The 25,044-nt window shown below is 39.8% G+C and carries 14 protein-coding genes; 3 read left to right on the forward strand and 11 right to left on the reverse strand.

Annotation, left to right across the window (positions count from 1 at the left end):
• Nucleotides 1-75: 75 nt before the first annotated feature.
• The 9 genes from U859_RS0105725 to U859_RS0105765 all read right to left on the reverse strand — a co-directional run bounded on the left by U859_RS0105725 (nt 76) and on the right by U859_RS0105765 (nt 17,740).
• The gene (locus U859_RS0105725; RefSeq protein WP_025142466.1) at nt 76-2,529 is read right to left on the reverse strand and encodes a glycoside hydrolase family 31 protein; all 2,454 of its coding nucleotides are present in this window, start codon (nt 2,527-2,529) and stop codon (nt 76-78) included.
• A 2-nt stretch (nt 2,530-2,531) separates the two neighbouring features.
• Entirely contained in the window at nt 2,532-5,030 is a 2,499-nt protein-coding gene (locus U859_RS0105730; RefSeq protein WP_025142467.1) for a glycosyl hydrolase 115 family protein, read from the reverse strand.
• 5 nt (nt 5,031-5,035) lie between these two features.
• Nucleotides 5,036-6,163 carry a glycoside hydrolase family 88 protein gene (locus U859_RS0105735; protein WP_025142468.1) on the reverse strand — a complete coding sequence of 376 codons (1,128 nt, stop codon included), beginning with the start codon at nt 6,161-6,163 and terminating at the stop codon, nt 5,036-5,038.
• A gap of 22 nt (nt 6,164-6,185) precedes the next feature.
• Nucleotides 6,186-9,089, reverse strand: a complete 2,904-nt coding sequence (locus U859_RS0105740) for a sugar-binding domain-containing protein (protein WP_025142469.1) — start codon at nt 9,087-9,089, stop codon at nt 6,186-6,188.
• 95 nt (nt 9,090-9,184) lie between these two features.
• Entirely contained in the window at nt 9,185-9,979 is a 795-nt protein-coding gene (locus tag U859_RS0105745) for a rhamnogalacturonan acetylesterase (protein ID WP_025142470.1), read from the reverse strand.
• A gap of 124 nt (nt 9,980-10,103) precedes the next feature.
• On the reverse strand, nt 10,104-10,874 hold the full coding sequence (locus U859_RS0105750) for a rhamnogalacturonan acetylesterase (protein WP_025142471.1): 771 nt from the start codon (nt 10,872-10,874) through the stop codon (nt 10,104-10,106).
• A gap of 200 nt (nt 10,875-11,074) precedes the next feature.
• Entirely contained in the window at nt 11,075-13,414 is a 2,340-nt protein-coding gene (locus U859_RS0105755; RefSeq protein ID WP_037505240.1) for a sugar-binding domain-containing protein, read from the reverse strand.
• A gap of 20 nt (nt 13,415-13,434) precedes the next feature.
• Nucleotides 13,435-15,207, reverse strand: a complete 1,773-nt coding sequence (locus U859_RS0105760; protein WP_240183017.1) for a rhamnogalacturonan lyase — start codon at nt 15,205-15,207, stop codon at nt 13,435-13,437.
• A 121-nt stretch (nt 15,208-15,328) separates the two neighbouring features.
• On the reverse strand, nt 15,329-17,740 hold the full coding sequence (locus U859_RS0105765) for a hypothetical protein (RefSeq protein WP_162799877.1): 2,412 nt from the start codon (nt 17,738-17,740) through the stop codon (nt 15,329-15,331).
• 460 nt (nt 17,741-18,200) lie between these two features.
• On the opposite strand from U859_RS0105765, the gene U859_RS0105775 reads away from it, so the two are divergent.
• Nucleotides 18,201-19,136, forward strand: coding sequence for a glycoside hydrolase family 43 protein (locus tag U859_RS0105775; protein ID WP_025142476.1), 936 nt, complete (start codon nt 18,201-18,203; stop codon nt 19,134-19,136).
• A gap of 61 nt (nt 19,137-19,197) precedes the next feature.
• On the opposite strand, the gene U859_RS0105780 is transcribed toward U859_RS0105775, so the two are convergent.
• Nucleotides 19,198-20,526: a rhamnogalacturonan acetylesterase gene (locus U859_RS0105780; RefSeq protein ID WP_025142477.1), complete on the reverse strand. Its 1,329-nt coding sequence runs from the start codon at nt 20,524-20,526 to the stop codon at nt 19,198-19,200.
• Nucleotides 20,527-22,155: 1,629 nt separating this feature from the next.
• Here U859_RS0105780 and U859_RS0105785 point away from each other — a divergent pair.
• Together U859_RS0105785 and U859_RS0105790 are read left to right on the forward strand one after the other, a co-directional pair.
• Nucleotides 22,156-23,235: an AAA family ATPase gene (locus U859_RS0105785; protein ID WP_025142478.1), complete on the forward strand. Its 1,080-nt coding sequence runs from the start codon at nt 22,156-22,158 to the stop codon at nt 23,233-23,235.
• Entirely contained in the window at nt 23,232-23,696 is a 465-nt protein-coding gene (locus U859_RS0105790; RefSeq protein WP_025142479.1) for a hypothetical protein, read from the forward strand. Before U859_RS0105785 ends, U859_RS0105790 begins: the two co-directional genes overlap by 4 nt.
• 264 nt (nt 23,697-23,960) lie before the next feature.
• Here the strand turns inward: U859_RS0105790 and U859_RS0105795 are convergent, their stop codons facing one another.
• Nucleotides 23,961-24,920 carry a tetratricopeptide repeat protein gene (locus U859_RS0105795; protein WP_205314370.1) on the reverse strand — a complete coding sequence of 320 codons (960 nt, stop codon included), beginning with the start codon at nt 24,918-24,920 and terminating at the stop codon, nt 23,961-23,963.
• Nucleotides 24,921-25,044: the final 124 nt, after the last annotated feature.

The raw sequence follows: 25,044 nt of genomic DNA on the forward strand, positions 1-25,044 counted from the left end.
CTCCTTAGAGATTCTTCACTGCGTTCAGAATGACAAAGCGTATCGCCGTGGTTCGCGTCCCCTACGAGCCACCCATTAATTTACTACAATATTCAAATCAGCGCTGTTATCTCCGGCTGATTTAATCCAGAGTATTTTATTTTTTGTATCGTAAAACCAGCCTTCGGTTTTATCCAATCGATCTGGTGTTTTTAAAGATTTTAGTTTTTGCCCATTCTCCGACACTGTTGTTGGATCTGCTTTTCCTGTCCAATGTATTTTTGCCAAATATTTATGCTTACCCGGTTTAAAACTTCCAATCGGCTTTGCCACTTTCAGTGTAAAATTAGATCCTGTTAACGAAGAAGTGATTTTGGTTAATGCAAAGCTTCCACTTTTATAAGCCGAGCTTAAATTATCATCTTCATACAGATCGTATTTAGATTCGCCATAAGGGAAAACATCGAGTGTGATCACATCAACAGGTTTTTCGCCACTGTATGCCATTTCTGGCTGCATTGGGATAAAGCTACCTGCCTTAACAAATAAGGGAATCGTATCCAACGGTGCCACCACATGATGATAACTTTTACCTTCATATTTTTCGTTTGTCCAATAGTTAAACCAGGTACCCTCTGGTAGGTAAACAGAACGCGTAATGGCACCTTTAGTGGTTACCGGGGCAACCATTAAATTGTCGCCAAACATATACTGATCGCCAATTTCGTACACATTTTCGTCATCCTGATGGTTCAGTACCAAAGCCCTCATCATCGGCAAACCGGTTTCATATTGCTGGTGCATGCTCGTGTATAGATAGGGGAATAAACGGTAACGCAAAAGATCGTATTTTTTGAAATTGCGCAAAGCATCTTCACCATATTTCCAGGGTTCTTTATAACCTGGGTGATCCATTCCAAATACCAGTGCAATCGGACTGAACATACCGAACTGCACCCAACGGATATACAGCTCTGGATCGGCCTGATGTTCAAAGCCACCCATGCAATGCGCCCATGAGCCTACGCCCGATAAGCCCACATTTAAGCCAGCCTTAATTACCGGAGCAAAATATTGCCATTCGCTGGGCCAGTCGCCTGCAAAAATATAAGGGTAACGTTGGATACCAGAATAACCTTCACGGGTTTGGTTCAAGCCTCTAAAACCGTTAAACTTTTCGAATTCTAAAAATGGTGCTTTGGCATAAGCGATAGGAAATAGATTATGTAAACGTTCTGCTTCTTTCCCGGTAGGACCTACTTTTTCACTTTCGTTGGCCAATGAACCGAAAGCACTTCCCTCATCTGTTTTGAGGAATTTAGCACCCAATTTGGCTACACGCATTACGCCATTATCCCACCACCATTGTGTTGCTTTTTCATCAAAAAAGTTAACAAATTCACCGGGTTTGCCATTTTCGGGATAAGTATATCCTTTTTCCCTGGCCTGATCTAATAAGTTTAATTTTTTGGCAGTATCGAACCTCGGACGGAGATGCAGCCCCACCATTTTATAATTCATGGCGTAAATGCTATCGAACATCGATTTTGGATCTTTAAAGGTTTCTCTCCATTCGAAAGAAGTGGCACCTTTACCTCCGTTTTCGCCAAATAAGCGCCAGGTTGAGTCTAACCAGAGCAGATCAACGGGAATACCAAATGACCTGTATTTTTTTGCCAGTTCAACTACATAATGGTCAGAAGTTTGCGCCTCATAGCCCCATGTACCACCACTATATGTACCTGCGTGCAAACCCAGGGCAAACTGTGGTAACATAGGCGATTTGCCTGTAATACTGGTATAATGATCCAAAATGGCAGGGAAAGTTGGCCCATACATGAAATAATAATCCAATTCGCCATCGGCGGCCTTAAAACTGTATTGATCTTTTTTCGAAGCCCCCATATCCCATTCGGTAGCAAAAGAATTATGGAAGAAAATACCATATCCTTTTGTACTCATAAAAAATGGAACAGGACAATAATTGGCCTCGAGTATATTGTAAGCACCAATGGCATGCGGTAAACCTTTACCCCGGCCAACGTTTAAGGTTACTTTTTTAAAGCGGCGGTCCATAAAGTCCATGCGCTCGCCAAAGCCAAAGAAATGTTCATCTGCCTGCATTTTTTTTGTTACGCCTACCTTTGTATTTTCTTTAGCTAATGCACTATTAATTTCGCTGCTTAACAGTTTACCTTTGGCATCAAAAACATCAATTTTGAACGGGGCTTTGTACAATTTAACCACCAATTTTGAAGTGCTGAGCAAAAAATGATCCTTCTTATCCGAAACTTTAACCGCAACATTGGCCCAATTGTAATTGATCACCATCAGGTTTTCGTTGGCTTCGAAATTACCGTTCCAGCTGGTTCTGATCCTGAATATTTCTGGAGTACAGAATTCGAATTTCACATCTCCCCTTGTGGTTGAAAATGAAATGATGTTGCCTGTTTTCTTAAAACCAGATTTATAATCGCCAATACTTTGTGCCCTGGCAATAGAAAATATAAAAATTAAGGTTAGCGCAAAAGCCAAAAGTTTCTTCATCATATTTATTGTATTTCCAACTGGTTAATTACTAAGCCCGGATCGAGCATATAGATTTTGACAGTCGATTTACCTGTTTTATTTACCTGGTGTTTGGTTAAACCCGAAGCGTAACCTTGCAGTACATTCTGTTTCCAGATATTATTTTCTGAAGCAGGAGAAATGTTTATAATCTGTGGTGTATCGTTATTTACCGAAATGGCATAACGTACATTTATCCCGTTATTAACACCTTGCGTAGGCAGGCATTTCACTTCGATCTGGTGCTCGCCCTGCGTTTTAAAATCCAGATTGTAAACGGTATATGCCGCTTTTTGCAACTCATTTTCGTTAACAGGTTTAAAAGTAAAAGGGTACACAGAAATACCATCTCCGCCTAAGCCCAATCCTTTTAGTGTTTGTAATGACACACCTTTTGGAACCGATTTCTCTCCATATTTAGCCGCCTGAATAATTATTTTACTTTCAGCTTTCTCTGCAGGGACAGATTGTTTCTCTGCCACTGCATCGGCCACTTCAGGCATTTTAAAAACGGCTAAATCGCGTGGTTTCCAGCTCATCATTCCGTTCCACTTGCCGCCAGCAATTTCTTCATTGTATTTTTTGGTAATCAACTGGATCTGTTCAAAAGCATCCTTAGATTTTTTAGAATAAGTTAAAGCTGATTGGTCTCCGTTTGCCGCTAAAGTCAAACTTTTTTGGGCATATAAAATCTTTTGGTTCACTAACATTGCACCTTCAACAGGATACAAAATCAATTCGAAATAAGCATCTTTTAATCTTGCCGGGATCTGATCACTTAAACTTTTAGCCTGATTGTAAATCTTTTCGTAAGCAACCAAACGTTCTTCTGCCTGCTCATCAGTGAAATTAACACTGGCCATGTGTTCTGGTTTGGCAGCCTGCGCCAAGCGATAATAGACTGCTTTTATTTCGGCGATTGGTTTTGCAAACTCAGCGCCAAAGGTTTCTGCAGCCCAGCTTTTGGCATATTGACCGGCATTTTCTGGCTTCCATTGGTTTACATTCCAGGCCAGGTCCATTGCAAACTGTGTTTCCATCTCAGCAGGTTTAATATCGCCCACATTTATCACCCAAAGGCGGTCGGCTTTGTACTGATAGGCTTTAGTTAATTCATAAGAAATTAAAGATGGAGAAATGGAAGAAAGCCAAAGATAATCTTGCGGGGCACCCCAATAAGAGATGTGGTAATATACGCCGCTTCCTCCCGATCGTTTCTGTTCTTCAGGATTAGAAAGCTGACGGATATAACCATGATTGTCATCGGCCCAAACAATGGTCACATCATCAGGCAGTTTTAAACCAGCCTGATATAATGAAAGTACCTCTTTATAAGGACAAAAAATCTGTGGAATAGAACTTACGGGCTTCGTAATGTTTTTACTCAAAATCGTTCTTTGATCGGCAATCACCTCCCCCAACAGTTTTACCTTTGCATTTTTATCCTTTGGCCCTGGCATACTGCCATCATGAATACCGCGCATCCCAACAGTATAAACCGATTCATAATTTCTTGCCTGTTTTACCCGGTCGGTCCAATAATTTGCAATTTCATTTTTATTCAGATCGTAACGCCACTCACCTGGTTTTTTACCATATTCGTGTTCAAAATTCTCCGCCCATTCGAAAACATTGTTCCGCAGCATGGGCTCGCAATGGCTGGAACCCAAAACAATGGCATATTTATCGGCCATTACCGGATTATTGGCATAATAATAAAATGCTTTGGTTGAAGGGTGCATACCCGGCCAGATGTAGTTGGCTTTTAACCTAAGTAGCAATTCGAATATCCTGGTGTATGTTTTTGGGCCGATATCTTTTACATCGGTATCCATCATTTTCGCGGCCCAGGGTTGGATGCCCCAATCTTCATCATTGATAAAAATACCACGGTATTTAACCGATGGCGATTCTACCAAAGGCTGACCAGCTTTTACATATAACGATTTTTTAGTTGCAGGTTTCACATCCGCCCACCAAGAAAGTGGCGATACGCCAAGCATCCTTGACAGTTGAAAAACACCATAAGCTGTTCCCCTCCTATCACTACCAGCAATAACCAAAGCTCTTTTTACGCCTTTTACCGGATTTTCGATTACTGAAACCGAAAAAGTTTCCCATTTACCGGATAAAGTAGCGCGATCTATTCTGCCAGCTTTGGCAAATTGATCGATATAAAACGACTGACCAAGCGTACCGATAATGATTGGATAAGTGCTTAAGGCCGGATTGTTTTTAAAAACCGGAGCAGTTAGCCCTGTTAATAAATGAATGTCATCTTTAAAGGCTTCGGCAGCGATTCCCACTACTTTAGCATCCTTTTCATCGATATAAATTGGAGATGATTTTCCACCATCAACAATAGGGAAAGATAAAGTACTGTTAACTTCAGAAACAGAGATACCCGCTTTTTGTGCCATATTTTGTTTGGGCATAAAAAACAACATTAACACCAATAATGCGCCTAAATTTCTGAAATTCATATTAATTATTTTTTAAGCTTATACACTTCGGTTCCTGCCAATAAAAAACAACCTAAACCATAATCTTCAAAATCGGGAACACTGGTATAACTTACCGGCTGTCCGTCTTTTGGTTCTTTCCCTGTTCCTTGCATATATCCAATAAAACCATTTTTTTGAACAGCATCTTTGGTCATGGCATTCCAGGCTTTGGTAATAATCGGCAGATAAGTAGCTTTATCTAAAATACCCTGATTTACGCCCCAGGCCATACCATATACAAACAAAGCAGTGCCCGAAGTTTCTTTACCACCAAAATGCATATCGTCATGTAAACTTACATTCCAGAAACCATCAGCACGCTGAATTGGCACTAAAGCTTTGATCATTTCGTGATAGGTTTTTAAATATTCGTTGCGGTGAGGTTCATTTTCAGGGATAATTTCCAACACGCGTACCAAGGCGGCAAGCACCCATCCGTTCCCTCTGGCCCAATAACAATCTTCGCCATTTGGTTCTTTGTAAGGCGGCACAAAATCTTTATCGCGCCACCAAAGACCATCTTTGGCGTTGTACAAACCACCACCTTCAGTATTTTTGGAGTGTAAGTACATTTTGTACATATAATTGTAATAGGTAGTATCGTTATATAATTTACCGAGCCTGGCAAAAACAGGCATCCCCATTTGTATTGCATCGATCCATGTCCAATCGTTTACCTTGCCCGATTTGATCACCAAATCAATCGAGGCTTTAATATCTTTAATGCGTTCAGGCTGTTTATCAATCAGGTAAAGATCGATATAGGTCTGCCCACAGGCCTGATCATCAGCATTTTTGGTAGTAATGCCATTTCTTAAACCCCAGTTATGTTTTTCACCCCATTGAACGGCATAATCATAATATGCTTTTTCAGGGTTGATTTTATAAAGATTCATTAATCCTTCGTAGTAAACAGCCCTCGTCCAGATGTTACTCGGTCTTTCTTTGTTCGTTATGATTGATTTCCCGGCATCAGGCCACTTATTCATGAAATAAGCGTTTGTAGATTTCAACACTTTTAAAACCTCCTTTTTATTGGGGATTTTCTGGGCAAAAAGCAGCTGGGTAGATATGCCGATTAATAGCGCGGAGCTGAATATAAATTTCTTCATGGTGGTATTTCGCTTATCTTAATTAATTGGATTTAGGCTTTACTTTTAACTCATCCGGACTATCTTTTGTAAAAGTATCGAACTGAATTTTCGACGGACTTTCGAAGATATCTTTCACGGTATTAAAAGCCACTTCATATTTTGGATTAAACTGAGCAGACATCATGTATTGCTGCAAACTGAAATAAAGTTGTTGTGCTGCTGGAGTATCTTTTAAATCGGGAGAGAGATTGGCACTCGAAACCACTAATTTCCCCTTACCTACTTTTGCCTCAAAAACTAATGCCAAACGACGGTTTAAAAACCAGGTATCGATTGGTTGGATAATGGGTTTAAATCCAGATGGAAAATCTTCGAGGTTCATTACCTGCGATTTGTTTACGATCTCCCACCACTGCATATCGCTATGAAAATCAGTAGGGAAATTGGTAAAAGCAGCGTGTTTTGGATCGCATAAAATCCCCAAAGTATGTGGCGGACGCATTTTAAACCAGGAAGTATTCCAAAAAACAGGCAAAAATGTCTGTACTACTTCTTTTCCTTTTACCACTTTGCCTGATGCATTGAGGAAAACATTGCCTCCATTGGCCAAAACCGCCTGGGCTTTATCATCTAAACTGGTGCAGTAGTACACATTGGTTTTAATTGCTGGCAATTGAGCAGGATAAACCCAGAAACTCCAATCGTTGGCAAATTCAGTTCCATCAATGGTGACTTCTAATTTCAGTTTGGTTGCTTTTGCTATGCTATTTAAAGGAAATTTAATCTCCCCGACAGCAATACAATTGGTAACGGCTAAGGTTTTAGGACTGAAATTACCCTTAGCCACATTTACGCCGCTCTCATCTTTGAGTGTCCAGGAGAGTTTTGCATTTTCGATTGGTGCTTTTCCAAAATTAGCTACTTCTACCGAAGCTGCCAGGGTTTCGGTATTGGTAAAAACAAACTTCGAAACTTTTAACAAGGGTACAGTGCTGTTAGAAAAACGCTTGAATTCTTTGGCGGTGATATAACCTTTTTCATCCCAAAAGGCATCCAATACGCCAACAAGTGCCGTGCCCTGGCCTGGATAATCATTTAAGGATAAAAGCTGGTAGCCATTGTAATTCGGCGTCCGCAATGCTTTTTCGATTTCATTTTTATAACAAAGAGCCTGTAATTTGCCCGAAGCCATTAAAAAATCATGTCCCTGCTCGGCCATATCATGGTCTTTAAGATCTTCCTGAAACATCTCGAAGTTCTTTGCACGGTAAACACCTGTGTATTTTTTGATTTCATCGAAATTAGGGAAAGCGCAATACTGTCCCATTTCATGGGCCACAAAAGGTACCGTAAACTGCTCAATCTGTTTGGCATAGGTTGAAATACTTTCTGGCTTTCTACCCCAATCTAAACCCCTCGCGCCTGCACGCACCATAAATTCATTATTCGGAATCACCGGCCAGCTGCCGCCAACAGATGCGCCAGTGTACAATCTTCTCGAATCTTTAGCTTTCCAGTAATTATTGAATTTGGTCAGGTATTCTACTTGTTTTCCCCGTGGTTCATTTCCATAGGCCATCATGCAAAAAGAGGCATAATTGCCATAATTTTTGGTCATGCGGTTGGTTTCGTCGTAAATAAACTGATCAATTGGTTTTCCATCTCCAATAGATGAACCGTGGTTGGCCCAGCTTGGCCCCTCAGGCTGCAGGTAAAACCCGATCTGATCTGCGGCGATAAATGCCGCTTCTGGCGGGCACCAGGAGTGAAAACGCATGTGGTTTAATCCATGGGCTTTCGAGATTTTAAAAATGCGCAGCCATGCGGCAACATCCATTGATGGATAACCCGTTAACGGAAATTCGCAATTATTAACCGTTCCTCGTAAAAATACCGGACGGCCATTGATTTCAAAAGTTCTGCCTACTGCTTTAAACTCGCGCATGCCGAACTGTACTTTTTTCTCGTCTTTTTTGCCGTCTTTCGAAATTAGGGTGGCAGTTAAACGGTACAATGCCGGATCGAACTCATCCCAGGTGGCCATTTTATCGCCCATTGGCAAATTGATTTCCAGGGTACCTTCGCCATTTGTGATCTGATAAACAGCTGTTACAGGTTTTACCTGCAGGATATTTTTAGTATTGAAACTGCCGGCAGAAAGCGTAATTTTTCCTGTGGAAGATTGATCGGCGTTCGCTTTAAGCTGAATTTTAACCTTCGCAGACTTATTTTTTAGATCTGGATAAATCTGGATATCTTCAAAATAAACAGGCGAACCGGCAATTACCTCCATTTTACCAACCACACCGTTCCAGTTGCCCTGGGTATGATCGGTTAAACTATGCGAATCTTGCCCTACGTTAATTGCTTTGATGCGGTTGTCGATTAATAAGGTTATCGTATGTTTTCCTGCTTTTAAATTTGCGGGTAGTTCAAAATTTTGGGCCACTACAAAAGTAAACTGGGTTCCAATTTCGATATCATCTATCCAAACCCTTGTTTCTGAATGAGGGTATTCTAAAGATAACACCATCCTTTTACCCTTCCAATTGGCTGGGATTACGATATCTTTCTGATACCAGGCAGCACCAGTATAATGTTTAGCCGGGGTTAACCAGAAAGGTATTTTCAGGTTACCAGGTTTACGGTATTTTTCTAAGCGTGGATGAAAAAAGTACGAGCTATCGTAAATACTTCCAGTCCATTTTGTTTTTAAGGTGATATCGTCGCCCTTTAAATTTTCGGCCATCGATCCCGGCAGGTTAATGGATTCGGGAAGAACGCTTGAATACCATTTTCCTTTTATGCCTTCATCCCTTGCATCAATTTTGAAACGCCATTTGCCCGCAAGCGAAATGCTTTGAGCATGTGTTTGCATGATGCTTAAAAATATAAAAGCAACGCCTATCAGTACTTTAAAAATTCGGTTAGCCTGTATCTGCATAAAATGGAACGGTTTATCACCGCGGGTATTTGGTTAGGCTGTTAAAATAAGACAATAATCGCAGGTAAGCATCCTGTAGTATCCTGCCTTCCGACTTATTTCAGGTAGTTATTTAGTTTATTGTTTTTTAATGTTTTTAAGCCCTCAACTACCGCAGCTGCATTTAACCTGGCTCCTGCTTCGTTAGTATGGGTGTGGTCTTTCTCGGTAAAATAAGTCTTTACTACAGTCGCACTTAAAGCAGTATATTTATCTTTAATGATTTTATTTAATGGAACAAAGTCAACTTTTTCAGCTTTTGCCACTTCTTCGGCCCAACCTGCATAACTATCGTTGGCTAAAACTACCGCATCATCTTTAACCGGATTGCGTGGAATTGGTGAGCAAACAATCGGCGTTGCACCTTTAGCTTTGATGTCATTAATGAATTTACGCAGGTACCAGCCATAAGTATACACCACCTCTTGCTTTTTCCTGATCGGATTATAAATCTCTCTGCTTTCTGTTCCGATGCCTTTTATGGTACCACGGGCACGGGCAGTATCGTCTAATGCACTGCCGTCGTTATGGCCAAACTGCATCATCACGAAATCTCCTTTTTTTACTTTAGCCAAAACCGCATCCCAAAGTCCATTGGTTTGGAAAGTACGGCTGCTCGTGCCACCAAGTGCGTCATTTTCGACATTGATTTTCTCCGTATTGAATAAATTACCGATAAAACTTCCCCAGCCCCATAAAGAGCCATCGCCTTTGCCTTTTCCGTTTTTAACAGTAGAATCGCCAATGAGGAATAAAGTGGGTTTATCTTGCTGTTTTAAAATAATGCAGGAAGAAAAGATAATGAACGTGGTTAAGAGAATAAGATGCAGGTATGATTTGGTTGATTTCATTGTTATTAGAGTGATTACACAGATTATTGGATTACAGCCTTCGGGATGATTACACAGGTTATTGGATTACACAGATTTATATTGCCTTTGGTCTTCTGACATCGGACTTTCGGACCTCCGACTTCTAGTCTTTTAAATATTTTTTCAAATTACAATCTTTTAATTCTTTAATGCCTTCTACAACAGATGCGGCGTTAACTTTTGCACCTTCCAGATTGGTATGGGTATGGTCGCCTGGAAAATAGAGTTTTACTTTATCTGGCCCTAGCACGTCGTATTTATCGGCAGTAATTTTATTCAGGTCAACGAAATAGGCGTTTTCTTCTTTGGCGACATCTGCGGCCCATTTCCCGAAATCGTTATTGGCTCGAATCACTTTACCATCTTTAAAAATATTTCTGGGGATCATCGATAGTACAATTGGCGTAGCGCCTTTTGCTTTGGTTTCGCGCACAAATTTGCGGATGTACCAGCCGTAGGTATGTACAGTTTCTACTTTCCCATCTGGCCAGGTTAACACTTTGGTTTCCTCTCCAGTTCCTTTCAAAACACCCCTTCTTCCTGCTTTTGTAGTATCGGGAGCACTTCCATCATTGTGACCGAATTGCATGGTAACAAAATCTCCGGGTTTTAATGTCTCCAGCACTTTATCCCATCTGCCCTCCGATAGAAAAGTTCTCGTACTTCTCCCGGCCATAGCATTATTCTCTACATGGATTTTGGTCGTATCGAACAACGAAGCAATCGGTGTTCCCCAACCCCAAGTTTCTTTATTCGAATTACGGACAGTAGAATCGCCAATGGTATGTAATGCAGGTTTATTGGCCTTTATAAATGCTGAAGCCAAAAAGATGATGGTTACTGCGGTAAGTAGTTTTATGGGTGTTAATTTCATTATCTTCTTATTATCAATGTTGATTATTTTCTATCTATTATGCTGCATCCTTAAGCAATTTATCTTCAGATATTGTCATGTTGAGCTTCCCGAAGAATCGGGACAAGTAGTCGAAACACCTTAAAGCATATTTAAAAAAAGTCCTTCGACAGGCTCAGGATGACAACTCTATATTTATTACACAGTTTCGAAAACCAACATTATTTATTGATCACTTCTAATTTTACGGATGCACCATCTAGTCCATCTGCTGATGCTTTAACTTCAATGTTTCCAACCGCACTACCTTTAATATTGGCCATACAAACACCCTGATAAGCATGTCGCTGCGTAGCTTTGTACATTTCGTGACTTGTTATATTCCCATTATCAACAGCGTCGATAATTCCGCTCCCAGAAATGGAAAATTTGATTAACTGATCAGCATTTGGACATATATTTCCGTTTGCATCGTAAATTTTTGCGGTCACAAAAGCCACATCATCCCAACTGTTACTAATCTTGCTTTTATCAACCGATAATACAATTTTAGCTGGAAGTCCTGAGGTTTTGAGTTCTTCTGATGAAACAACTTTACCTTTATTTTTACCAACCGCTTTAATGCTCCCTTTTTCGAAAGTTACATCCCACAAACGAGGCGAATCATCAGCTGGCTTGGGTTTGCTACCCAACGATTTACCATTTAAAAAAAGTTCAACTTCTTCGCAATTGCTATAAACGGCAACTTTTGCATCATCATAGGTATCAAAATCGGTGGGTGTCCAGTTGTTGATCCAGGCCCCTGCCCCAGCATTATCTTCTTTACGCACAATGTGCACCACAGGTTTATCCGACCACCAGCTCTGACGCTGCAAACTTTGCTGTTTCCAGCTTCCAATCCTGTCGAACAAACCCTGTCCGTTGGTAATCTGTGGCCAATCGGCTTCTCCAAGATAGTCGAAACCGGTCCACAGAAACTGGCCTGCCATAAAAGGATTATCGCGAAGTGCCAAATATTGCTGAATGACATGCGTATTCTCTGTACCGATTACTTTTAAGTTTGGTTTCTGATTATGCAGGGCTACCAATTCGTTTTCACGATAATTCTGCCCAACAACATCCATGGTTTCAGCAAAGCCGTTGGTGTAAACCTTCGAATTGGCCGGACGGAAAAGGGCCATGGTTACCGGACGGCTCGGGTCGAGCTGATGAACAAGGTCTTGCTGATCTTTATATTTTTTAAATCCTTCAGGGCTGTTTAAATCGTCGTGAATTTCGTTTCCAACACTATAAATTACAATTGATGGATGATTACGGTCTCGCATCACCATATCCCGCGTATCGCGCTCCCACCATTCGGTAAAAAATCTGTTGTAGCCTTTTTCACCATTATTTTTGGCCGAATTCCAGGTATCAAAAGTTTCATCCATCACTAAAAAGCCCATCTGGTCGCATAGATCCAGAAACTCAGGTGCAACAGGATTATGCGCCGTTCTAATGGCATTTACTCCTACTTCTCTCAGTCGTTCTAAACGGAATTTCCACACACTTAAAGGCACTGCTGCACCAACAGCACCGCCATCGTGGTGCAAACATGCTCCCTTTAGCTTAAAGTTTTTGCCATTTAACCAGAAACCAGTTGCGGCATCAAATTTAAAAGCCCTGATTCCAAAAGTATTCAACTGATCATCAATCACCTTTCCGTTTAGTGTTACTTTGGTTAAGGTTCGATATAGTTCGGGTGTTTCGAGATTCCAAAGTTTTGGGTTGGTTACTACAAGATCCTGATCTATAGCACTGTTTTTCCCAGCAGCAATGTTTTGTTTGCTCTGCGCAGTTTTAACAATTTTTCCCGCAGGATCTAAAACTGATGTTTCTACTGTAACCTGTGCACTTTGACCAGATTCGTTGAATACGTTTGTTTTTACCTTTACCGTAGCTTTTTGAGCGGTAACATCTGGCGTGGTGATGTAAACACCCCAATCGGCAATGTGTACAACTTCTGTTGCCACGAGGCGCACATGCCTGTAAATTCCGGCTCCGGTATAATAACGTGAAGCGGGCTGTACGGTATTATCTGCCTTTACCGCAATTACATTTATTTTGCCTTTGCCAAAATTTAAATGTTTGCTCAAGTCGTAAGTAAAACTGATATAACCGTAAGGACGTTTGCCCAAATAAAATCCATTGATCCATACCTCACTATTGGCCATCACACCATCAAATTCGATCGTTACTTTCTTTTTAGCAAAGCTTTCATCAAGATTGAATATTTTGCGGTACCAACCGATGTCTGAAGGTAAATATCCCCCACCGCGTGCCGTTAAATTTGTTTTATCGTAAATCCCTTCGATGCTCCAATCGTGCGGGACATTCAGTTTTCTCCATTCACTCTGGTTGAAATCGACTTTTTCTGCACCCTGGGCATCACCAAAATTAAAGGCCCAATCCTGATCGAAAGGGGTAATTACCCTAGCCTGTTCTTTTAGCGCTTGTGAAAACGCCATGTGGCAACAGAACAAAAAGATGAAAGAGAGGATATATAATCTGTTGTAATTCATGCTATGTTGATCGGATTCGTTTATTTTTTTTGTTCTACCAGTACAATGTGCGGTTTGGGGGCTTTCTTCATGCCAAAACCAAAGTAAAAACCGGTATGCGGTGGCTGGTTATAGCCATCATTTTGCCAGGCAATACTTAAACGGTATTGTGGATCGTGCATTAAGGTATAATTGCGGTATTCGGTCGGTATGGTTGTGGTATAAATCCTTAAACTTTGGTTATCATAAGATCTTAAGATCAGTTCTTCGCGCCAATCGCCAAAAATATCGGCACTTAAAACAGGGGTAGATTTGGTTCCATTATTCGACACTGATCCTTCAGCTGTAAAAAGCCGCCCTCCATTGTACTTATCGATGTGGTTACCATCTAAAAGCTCCCTCGATAAATCGCCGTCCCAATAAATCAAAAAATTAGTCGACCGTGGCTGATTGCCGATCCTATTACCTTTGATATCATATAATCCATTCGATCCTGACCACCACATCTGTGCACCAAAACGGGTATTATCAATATTATCGGCCACTCCCCTGCCAACATCCTCATCTTGCGAACCTTTCCATAAGATTTCGCCCGTTTTTGCATCATAAACCGCAACACCAGGGCCTTTTGTCCCTTCTTCTATTTCGTGTACACCAAAAACTTCTAATCCGGGGCGTTCAGGATCAAGATCCGAAACGTGAATCGCATCGCCGTGTCTTAAGCCTGTACTGTACAATCCCTTTCCGTTATCATCCACACACATCGAACCGTAAATAATTTCATCTTTCCCGTCGCCATCTACGTCGGTCACCGTGAGGTTATGATTTCCCTGTCCTGAAAATGGGTTTTTGGCATCTTTGCTATCAAATACCCACCGAGAGGTTAATTTGCCATGGCGCCAGTCCCAGGCGGCCAAAACTGTTCTGCCATAGTAGCCCCTGCACATCACCACGCTTGGATGAATGCCATCTAAATAAGCCACGCAGGCATTAAAGCGATCTACACGGTTGCCCGTATTGTCGTTTTTTCCATTCCCTCCTTTGCCACCCCATCCACCAATATCGCCACGGCCAGGAATATATTCGGTAGTAGCCAAAGCCTCGCCCGTTTTACCGCTGAATACGGTTAAAAATTCAGGACCATTTAATATTTTACCGTTCTGGTTACGCCAATCTTTAGTCGAATCGCCAATTACCTTTCCTTTGCCATCTATCGTTCCATCGGCAGTTTTGCACACCATTTCGGCTATGCCATCACCATCCAGATCATAAACCATAAATTGGGTATAATGTGCTCCCTCACGGATATTTTTCCCCAGGTTAATCTCCCACAAAAAAGTTCCATCCAGTTTATAAGCCTGAAAAATTGGTGGATCGGTAATTCCATTAGATGAATTATCCCTGCCACGTCCTGTTTGGTGCAATATAATTTCATATTCGCCATCTCCGTCCAAATCCCCAACAGAAGCATCATTAGGCGAGTAACCCGCAGGTGTTTTTAAAGGAATAGTTAAGTATTGCTGAACTGGCGACTTGGCAACCAAAGTAAAAGATTTACTGGCTTCTAGTTCGTGGTTCTTTAAAATGGGTTTAACAAAATAACTGTTGGCAAAATCAAATTTAACCCCTGCATCTACAAAATTGGTGCTCTTGGTAATGGGATCTTGGTTGAGTTTTACCGCTTCGCCATTTCCCGTTTTACGGTATAAGTTAAAAGCAATATCGTCAGGGTCGGTACCCAACATTCGCCAGCCTATATAAACAGAATCACTATTTTGCCTTATCGCAATCAGGCCACGGTCTAACTTTTCCATTTGCCTTTGGGCAAAAAGCTGAGCGGAAAAAAATATGCTGAGGATGAAGCATGAAATCATTATGGTTTTAACCTTCATCACTTATTTACCCGGATTGTTAAAGAATATTGATTATTCATAGTTATTGAACTTTATATGTTGCTTTGGCTGATACTGCTATACCTTTATCGGTAATCCCGTCGGCTTTGATCAAAATATCGGCTTTATTATCACCATTAAAATAAATGATGGTGGCTTCTCCTTTTTCGTTGGTTTTGATAGACGGTGACCAAAAGATAGTTGTGCGTAAATCTTTATTCTGGCTTGCCGGACTAGCATAATTAGGAGAATAAAACGTTCTGGCCGTATAGTAACCGTTTAAATTAATGTTGAGTAAATCTAAATTTGATCCGCGCAAGGCCTCATCTTTTAAATTAAGGCTGATGACATATACATCTTTAGCTTCATTATTAACCAAATGCCGCACGGTAACCTGATTGATCTGATCCATGGTTAAACTATAATAATCCAGGCGCTCGAAAAGATCTTCCCGGTTATTGATTAAAATACGCGGCCTCACTTTTTTCCCATTCGATAGAAAAGCAACACCTTCGCCGCCTGTGCTATCCAAATCATCGATAGTTTGTGCACCATTGGCCTTGGTTAATAAAAAATGTTCCAGCCCTTTGTAAGAATAATCTGCTGCAGTAATGTTAAAAACCTGATCCGGATAACCAAAGGTTGACAAACTCTCATTAAACAAGGTTAATCTTTTACTGGCATTGGCCTTGATTTCGATATCGTTTAAGGAAATTGAATCACCAAATTTATATTTACGGTTGTAATCCATCCGTTTTCCAATTTCAGCGTTTAATGTATTCGGAATCCCGGCATCAATTATTTTTAGCGGCGATAGATTTAAGGGTTTGATCAGTGTATCGATCTGTAACCAACCACCTTTTTTCCCTTTATCATCTTTCGATGAAATTTTTATAGCCTGATTACCATTCCAGTTTAATCCATCCAAAAAATAGTGCCCATCCTGATCTGTTTTTGTGGTATACAGTTTATTCCCTTTAAAATTGCTTCCAAATAACGTGATGTTCATATCTGGAAGTGCTTTATTGGCCAATTTTTCTCGTACCAGGCCCTTTATCGTAATACCCGGCTCAGGCAGATAACTGATTTTTATGGCAGAATCGGCCAGTTTTCTCCAGATATAATCTCTCCAGCCCTGGGTAAGTAACAACAGATCGAGCTGTTTTAAACGTGATGGATTTTTAACATCGAAATACTGCGCTGCATTTTTAATTTCTCCCTTAACTTCCGATTGCAGCATGAAGTAAGAAACGATGTCATTTCCATCATCCGGTACAAGCCCATCAACCGCAGCCAGTGAAAATGAAGTTTTAGCAGGCTGACCAAGAAAATCAGTCGCTTTTAGCTGAAGGACCACTTTTTCGCGCGGTTTATAACTGTTTTTACCAGTTATGATGGATAAGTTGACTTTATTTTCGTTCTGTATGTAAACCAATCGCTCACAATTTGGCCTGTTTGCATCATCAAGTAAAGTAATGATCGAAATACCATTAGGAAAACCTTTTTTTGAGACAGATACCGATGAAGTAGCTTTACTCAGTTTGATCGATCCCGAATAAATTAGATCACCTGCATGTTTAATTACCAACGAAATCGATTTGTCTTTCAATTCGCTAAACATTGATTCGTTGGCGCTAATGGTTGCCCTGATGTTTAAAGAATCGGTGGTAACGTGTAATGAAAGTCCTTTTTTAAGGATTTCGGGCATTTCAGAAGAAAACTTTTCTTTGCCATAAAATCCTTCAACCCTATACTTTTCGCTGGCTTTTGGCGCAAAGGCAAAAATGCCCATACCTGCTTCGGTACTTTGAAAAGTGGTTACAGTATCTCCTTTAGATGAAATAACACTGCCTGTAGCCTTTATACCGTTTCCGGCATCATCATTGGTTTTAAAAGCAACAATACTGGTTAATCCTTCAACCAGCGAACCTCCTTCAGGAAAAAAAGCAATTGATTTTTTCAGGTTAGCAGCATCTGATTTATTTCCCGGATTTCGGGTAAAATAAGAAGCATTTTCGATAATATTATTGCTGATGTGGATCCTTTTCTGAAACACAAAATCATCACCAAAGTTCCGCATCCAATTGGTGTATGCCCTTATGGCGTACCAACCAGAAGGGATAGAATCTTTCAGTTTAAAATCTCCCTTACCAAGCCCGGCATCTAACCTGATCATCTTCCTATCCAGAATTTCTGATTTGGGCGAAAGCAACTCCACATATAAACTATTGCTTGTAGCTGTTAAACTGCTGCTCTTTCCATTTACCAGATAGGCACTAAACCAAATATCTTCACCGGTACTGTAATAACTGCGATCGAGTTGTAAATATGATTTCTCAAAAAAGAGTTTAACCGATTTTTGATCAGAAGGAACTGGTACATTTTTTTGTTGCGCCAAACAGCAAAGTGTTGATCCACTTAAAAGGCAAAACAAAGTATATCTTTTGAGGTTCATATTCATTTGTTAATCATGTGAAACAGGTATTCGCGCCAGATATACTGACCCACAAAAAACATCATCAATACCAGAATATTGAAAAAAAAGAGGCTCATCATGCGTAATTGGTTAGCGGATCTTAACGGCGGCCGGGTGGCAGCCATTAATTGATTCATGCCGAATGTAAATAGTATATTTTTAACGTGCATCCTGTAGTATCCTGCTTTTTTTAGATGACAATATGTTATAAGAAAGATTTTAAGGCTTTCCTCAAAATAAATTTTAAACATCAAGTAAAAAGTTACTTTACTAAACCCTTTTAGTACCTTAATTGTAATTCGGGATGCTCAAAAGCTATCTATTTATGCTAAGATTGTAGAATGACCAATAAAATAAATTATGAATAAAAATAAATGTTAAAATAACGTTTATTATTTTAAATATTTTACTTTTACCATTAGAATCTTCCAAAAAATAAATGAAAAAACTGTTATACCTATCTATTTTACTGTTATCAGCATTTTATAATGCGCATGCACAGTCTAAAAAAGACGTTTATCTCTTTGCTTATTTTAAAGGCAATGGCGAAGATGGTCTGCACCTGGCTTATAGTAACGACGCCTATAAATGGACCGCGCTTAAAAATGATCAGTCGTTCCTTACGCCAACGGTAAGTAAAGATAAGTTGATGCGGGATCCCTGCATTATCCGTGGGGCTGATGGTTTATTTCACATGGTTTGGACGGTGAGCTGGAAAGATAAAGGAATCGGCTATGCGAGTTCTAAAGATTTAATTCACTGGAGCGAGCAACAATTTTTACCTGTAATGACAAAAGAAGACGGTGCAAGAAACACCTGGGCGCCCGAAATCACTTACGATAACCGCAATAAAACATATATGATTTATTGGGCCACAACGATTAAAGATAAATTTAACGAAACAGCTTCAACTGAAGAAAGTGGTTACAATCACAGAATTTATTATGTTACCACTAAAGATTTTAAAACCTACTCGGAAACCAAACTGCTTTATGATCCGGGCTTTAATGTAATTGATGCTACCATTGTAAAAGATGGCACACGGTTTATCATGTTCTTAAAGGACGAAACCCGGGAACCCGCTCAAAAAAACATCAAGATGGCTTACGCCGATCAATTGACTGGTCCATATAGCAAGGCTGGAGGTCCAATAACCGGAAATTACTGGGCTGAGGGACCTACAACACTGAAAACAGGCAATACCTGGATGGTTTATTTTGATAAATACCGTGATCATCAATATGGTGCAATCCAGTCTGTTGATTTAAAAAACTGGACAGATGTTTCAGCAAAAATCAGCTTACCAAAAGGTTTACGTCACGGAACCATACTGACCATCAAAGCAAAAGAACTTAAAGAACTATTAAATCAATAATATGTTCAGGAATTTTAAACCATTACAGATCGGTTTAATGCTTTCGCTTGTGCTGTAAAGCCTAATTACCATCTGGTTTAAGCATGCTACTTTTTGGACTCTCCGGCCAATGCCAATTTGCCGGGTTATCTGGTTTTGCAGGATCAAACTTCGGCAGATCATCAATCAGGTATTTGGCAATACCTAGTTTCTGCTCTTTAATGCCCAGAATGATACACTGCGCAATTTCATAAGCACCATAAGGATTAAAGTGCGTATTATCTGCCAATGCCTTATCCTGCCCGGGGTAACTGTTGGCCGGATAATGAACAAATGCCTTTGTTGATGGTCCCTCGCCCAAAGCATTAAACAGTGTTGTTGTCATAGCAGTCAGATCAATTAAAGCTACCTTTTCTTCGGCCGCGACTTTGCGTGCAGCATCGGGAAAGTCGCCCAGAGAGTTTACAATTTTTCCTTCCGGACCAAAAGATCTTCTACTGGTTGAAGTAACAACAACAGGAATTCCACCTTTTTTCTTTACTTCAGAAATAAAAGTTTTTAATCTTTCGGTATATGACTTATAAGCACCATCATTTGGTCCTTTATCTTTTTGATCGTTATGTCCGAATTCGATAAACAGGTAATCGCCGGGTTTCATCACACTTAAAACTTTCGCCAAACGTTTGCTCCCTAAAAATGATCCTAATGTTAAACCAGATTCGGCATGATTGGCAATGGCAATGCCTGGTTTAAAAAAACGTGGAATCATTTGCCCCCAGGATGCCCAGGGTTCATCGTCCTGATTGACCACTGTCGAGTTTCCAGCTAAGAAAACAGTAACCTGATCATCTACTTTCGTAATTTCGAGTGCCTGTAATGCAGTCTGGTGATCAAATTCTAAAGTCAGCTTATCATCCCAATCGAGTTTGGTGAGCTCGCGTGGTTTTAACGAAACAAGCTGCCCACCGGCAATATGTTTATCTTTAACATTTACGATAAAAGTTTTGGTTACCGATTGTCCTGAAGCCGTTTTCACATCTTCGAGCATCAGCCTCCTCGACTCTGCTTTTATCGTACTTAATGCCGGCCCTTTCGGATCGCCGAGCGTAACTGTAATTTTGTAATTGCCTTCCGGAACGGCTACCGAGAAATAAAATGGCTGATCGCTTTTAACCAGATCTGAAGTTAAAAAATTCTTACCTCCATCATCCAGACCTTTAACTTTTAAACCGAAATCAAAACCATAACCTTTTTCTTTGCTGTAAGCATCAGTAGGTAAAATTGCAGTATAACCTTTAGCAACTTTCCCTGTGCCGAAATCAAATTTGTAATTGGTTTTTTCTTGTGCTTGCAACAGGCTAGCCATTAAACAAAGAGAAAAGAATAGTTTGATAAACTTTAGCGTGCTCATATAGATGGGGTTTAGTCTGCGTCTTCTAAGGATTGAGCTCCTCAAAGACACATGCTTATAAAAATTCGAAATCTGGTTAAATTAAATGTCGTAAAGACGATTATAAACGAATATATAAAATAATTTTTAATGGGCGTAAATGAGTGCTTCTACATAAAAATAATGGCTAGTATTGGGTTTAAGGGATAACAGTTACCGCATTGGCCTATATGTGTATAAGGTTTGATCTCGCCAACGATTTTCCCTTTCGTAACCTTAATTAATTATCCTCAAGGCTTTCTGATTGCAATTTTTGTTTTTAATGACTAGCTATAGGACGAGACAGTCGACAAGCACGACAACTACAAGTCATTAATAATCAACATATTAATTACCATAGGCTAACGAAAATAGTGGTTATTTTAGGGGATTATTTACCGATACAGGAACTATACGTAATTACTTAACAATTAGATAGTTATCGAAGTACCCAAAAACGATACAAAAACAGAAAAACATCACAAATAACTGATTTTCAGTTATTTACACGTATTTTATCAAAATATTACGAACTAAAATCAAAACACCTTAAAAATCAATAATTTGCACTTTACAACAGGCGCAAATCATAATCCTCACGTTGTTTATGATCCTCGCTTTGATCTACTCAAATTTAGAAAAAAACCGGCTAATTCAGAAATGGAATTATTAACTTTTTGAAAAAAAGTCAGTAATGCTTGACTTAAAAACCAATTGGCAATTCGCCCAAGACAAATCCTCGTATTACATATAAAGCCAATTAAGTCCTATGCCACCATTCCGAAATGGTTGAATCTTTTAGTTTGAATATCCGATCTATTGCCAGTCGAGGAAATATTCAACGGAATGTCTCCGGCACAAAGGGAAAAGACACTCTAAAGTTGAAAATATATTTTTGTAAAATAATAGTTGTTAAACAGGACTTAAAAGATCAATTCTAAGATGCCTTTTTGTACAACAACTTCTACTTGTTTCAAGCAACAACTCTTGGGGTCAATTTAAAATTGGCGGAAGGGGGTCAAATTTATTGGTATATCCACTCAAAAAACTGAATTATATCCCTCATCAGAAACCATTGGGGACTTTCTTCTTGCAAAACTTCCCCAACTTCGAAGATATGAAAAGCTATAAAACCGACGAATTGGTTATTAAACAGAACAGATTTTGGACCTATTTACGAATTCTTCCCCATGCAGCTAATATTTTGACCTTGGCAACATTGTGTCCAAAAGTGGTTTGGCCAATCTTATCGACACCCTACATAAAATACTATTTGTCCTTTTGGTCGCAATTTGTGCATTAACAGATTTTGCCAAGGAGCAGGTGGCTAAGTATTTCGCCAGTCGGAATCCACCATCCACTGAATGAAAGCTAACTGCTTCTATACTTACCAAGGATTTTTTAAGGCATGAAATAACGAACCCTGATTGTTGTCAGCATATTTCGATCTTTCCAAAAACACATATTATTTACCATCTCAAGTCGCCCTGCCGCCATCTCTTAACAATAAAGCCGGTTGATCCAGATACCCATCAAAAACCATTTCTTTGTCCTCCGCCAATTCCGGTTATTTTCAAAAGTTATGCGTATTTTTGCTAAATATGACAAAAAATGAGAGAACGGATAATTGTTAAAAACTTTGGGCCGATAAAGGAAGTTGATATAGAGATCAGGGACATTAATGTGTTTATAGGTACTACATCCAGTGGTAAAAGTACCATAGCCAAACTTATCTCCATCTTTCAGAACGAATCCGTGCGCTACCGCGCCAATTGGAACAAAAAGACCGGTGAAGAACCTAATAATGCTCTACTGGAATTTTACCGTCTCTTAGCAGCCTATAATATCGAATTCCGTATTGGAAAAGACACCCATATCCGCTATGAACTCGGCGAACTCTACTGTGCAGTGGGAAGTGGCTTTATTGAAAGCACCTTTTCACCTTATAGCATCCTGCCAATTTGCACTCCGGTTTACATTCCTGCTGAAAGGGTTTTCTATTCCACCCTGTCACAATCTATATTCAGCCTGATCAACAACGACGTATCCCTACCGAAATGGCTTCTGGATTTCGGGAATAAATTTGAAATCGCCCGCCGTGACGTGAGAAACCTTGAAGTCGATTTCCTTAATGCCAAATACTCTTTCAAAGATGGAGTGGATATGGTTGAGCTGGAAAATGGGCACACTATCAGGCTCTCACAGGCTTCCAGTGGGGTCCAGTCAATCATTCCACTAATGCTGGTACTCCAATCATTGACCGAAGATCAGCAAAATATTCAAAAGGAAATCGGCTATGATCTTTTCGTAATCGAGGAACCGGAGATGAACCTCTATCCTTCTTCGCAGAAAGACCTGCTCGAATTCATTATCGAACGTGTTAAAAGAACTTCTGATAAACTCATCATCACTACCCATAGCCCATATATCCTCACTTCACTGGACAATTTGGTGCAGGCAGGAAATGTCGGCTCAAATCCCAAACATGAAAACGCTACCAACAAAATCGTCCCAAAAACGCTTTGGACTGACTTTGACCAGGTAAGTGGTTATTTCTTTGATAACGGTAGGGCCATCAGCACATTGGATACTGAACTCAGATCGGTCGGTCCATCAAAAATAGATAATGTATCAGATGACTTGGCACATACCTTCGATCAATTGCTAAACCTTAAGTACGATAATAAATGAGCTGCGATTCTTTAAAGCTTGCCTTAGATCCGCACAACCAGCATGCTGATTGTTTCAGTAATTCCACAGCAGCAAACGAAAACGGCAAAAGGTTTTCCATCGTAAAACCAGACACCGTATCTGTCTGCAAAGTAAAGGTAGACGGCTGCCTCATCAACGACCAGCAGCGCCGCAAGTGTGATTATTTCTTCGAGGTCGCGAGTGTACCTAAACAATACTTTCTTGTGGAACTCAAAGGCGTGGATCTTAACACTGCGATTACCCAACTGGAATCTACCTACGATCAGCTAAGCGCCAAGATTACAGCTACACCTGACCAATACGCGGCGATAATTGTATCAAGCGCGGTACCAGCAAAAGCCAATGCAAAATTTAGGACGGCACAATTGAGACTTCGGGAAAAGAAAAGGCTAAAGCTCGATAAACGGACCAGTCATTACGAACTGACTATCAAAGTATAATGATAACTTAAAGGGTTTTACCCAGGATAGGTTATTTCATAAAGTTATTGGAGATCTAGCAAAAATGGTTATTTCCCACTTTTGCCAGTTAACATTAAAGGCAATAATTTAGATGTTTATTTTAGGATTGTTTTCTGCATTTCTCAATACAAAGAATCCTAGAACACCTGTACAACGATATTTAGTAGAAAAAAATGTCTCCTTCCAATTATAGGTACCAATAGCTCGATTAAACTAGAAAATTATACACGAAATGACAGCAAATTACGATAATTGTAATTGTGCAGGGCCTATTTTTTTAAGTTCAAGCTTTCTACGATTAAAATACTCTAGGTTCATTTCCACAATACCTTTATTATCAAAAGTATCAATCGTTAGGTTATAATCGTTATGCAGCTGCAAAAAATATTCTTCCTCAACCTTATCCTGATCTAAAATCCGCCAAAAAAATGAACTGTGCCTAAATAGATTCAGTAGATCAGAAACAAGGAGTTTTCTAACACAAATCATCCAAAGTGCTTTATGACACATATCAAATAGGTCCACCATACTTTGTCCATAAAGATACGAATAGGCCTTATACAATAAACGAATATCGTCTTCCGACATTTCCAGGTCATCTCTGTCAAGGATCATTAAAGATTTGCTAATTATGGCCCTGATGACATTATAGGTATCGGTAGACTGTTTAGTGACACTATCAAACCGTTTCAATTGTTCGGACTCTCCAAGAATATAGCAAAGACTTAATGAAATATTATTACACAAGGTTTTTGCATTTGCCTTTTGCGCCAATTTCTCTAAACTTTTAAGCTTATTGATGAGTGCACCTCCCTCTAAACTACACTCTGCAATAATGTATTTGGCAACTATCCAGTTGGTACTGTTGGGTGCACTCAGCTGTTCGATCATTTTTGCAGTTTCGATGGCTTTCTCCTTCTTTTCCTGCGACTGATAAATATAACCAATGTCCGAAAGCATGGATGCCCGTTCGAATTTTGAAAATATTTTTTTATCCATGGCAAGAGCCTCGTTCAATATTTCCAGGGATCTATCGTGCTCATTATTCATTCTCAAAGATTCTCCGAGTATTTTGGTGATTGTTGCCTGATATTGCTGGAGTTCAGTAAATTTAAGCAGATGGTATATCTCTTCCGAACATATCTCAGCATTCTTGTAATCATTCACAGTAAATAAATGATGACAAAAATTTGTGGCAAGCATCGCAGCCCGGTTAATATCAAGGTCGATTTCAGTCTTTATTGCCAATGAAAGCATCTTTAACAATCGTTTTACAATTGTCGATATTTAAATACTTCTCCTTATTTGGGGATTTCGGCAATAGTAG

Origin of the sequence: Pedobacter jeongneungensis (genome assembly GCF_000633455.1) — a bacterium.
Taxonomy (GTDB): domain Bacteria; phylum Bacteroidota; class Bacteroidia; order Sphingobacteriales; family Sphingobacteriaceae; genus Pedobacter; species Pedobacter jeongneungensis_A.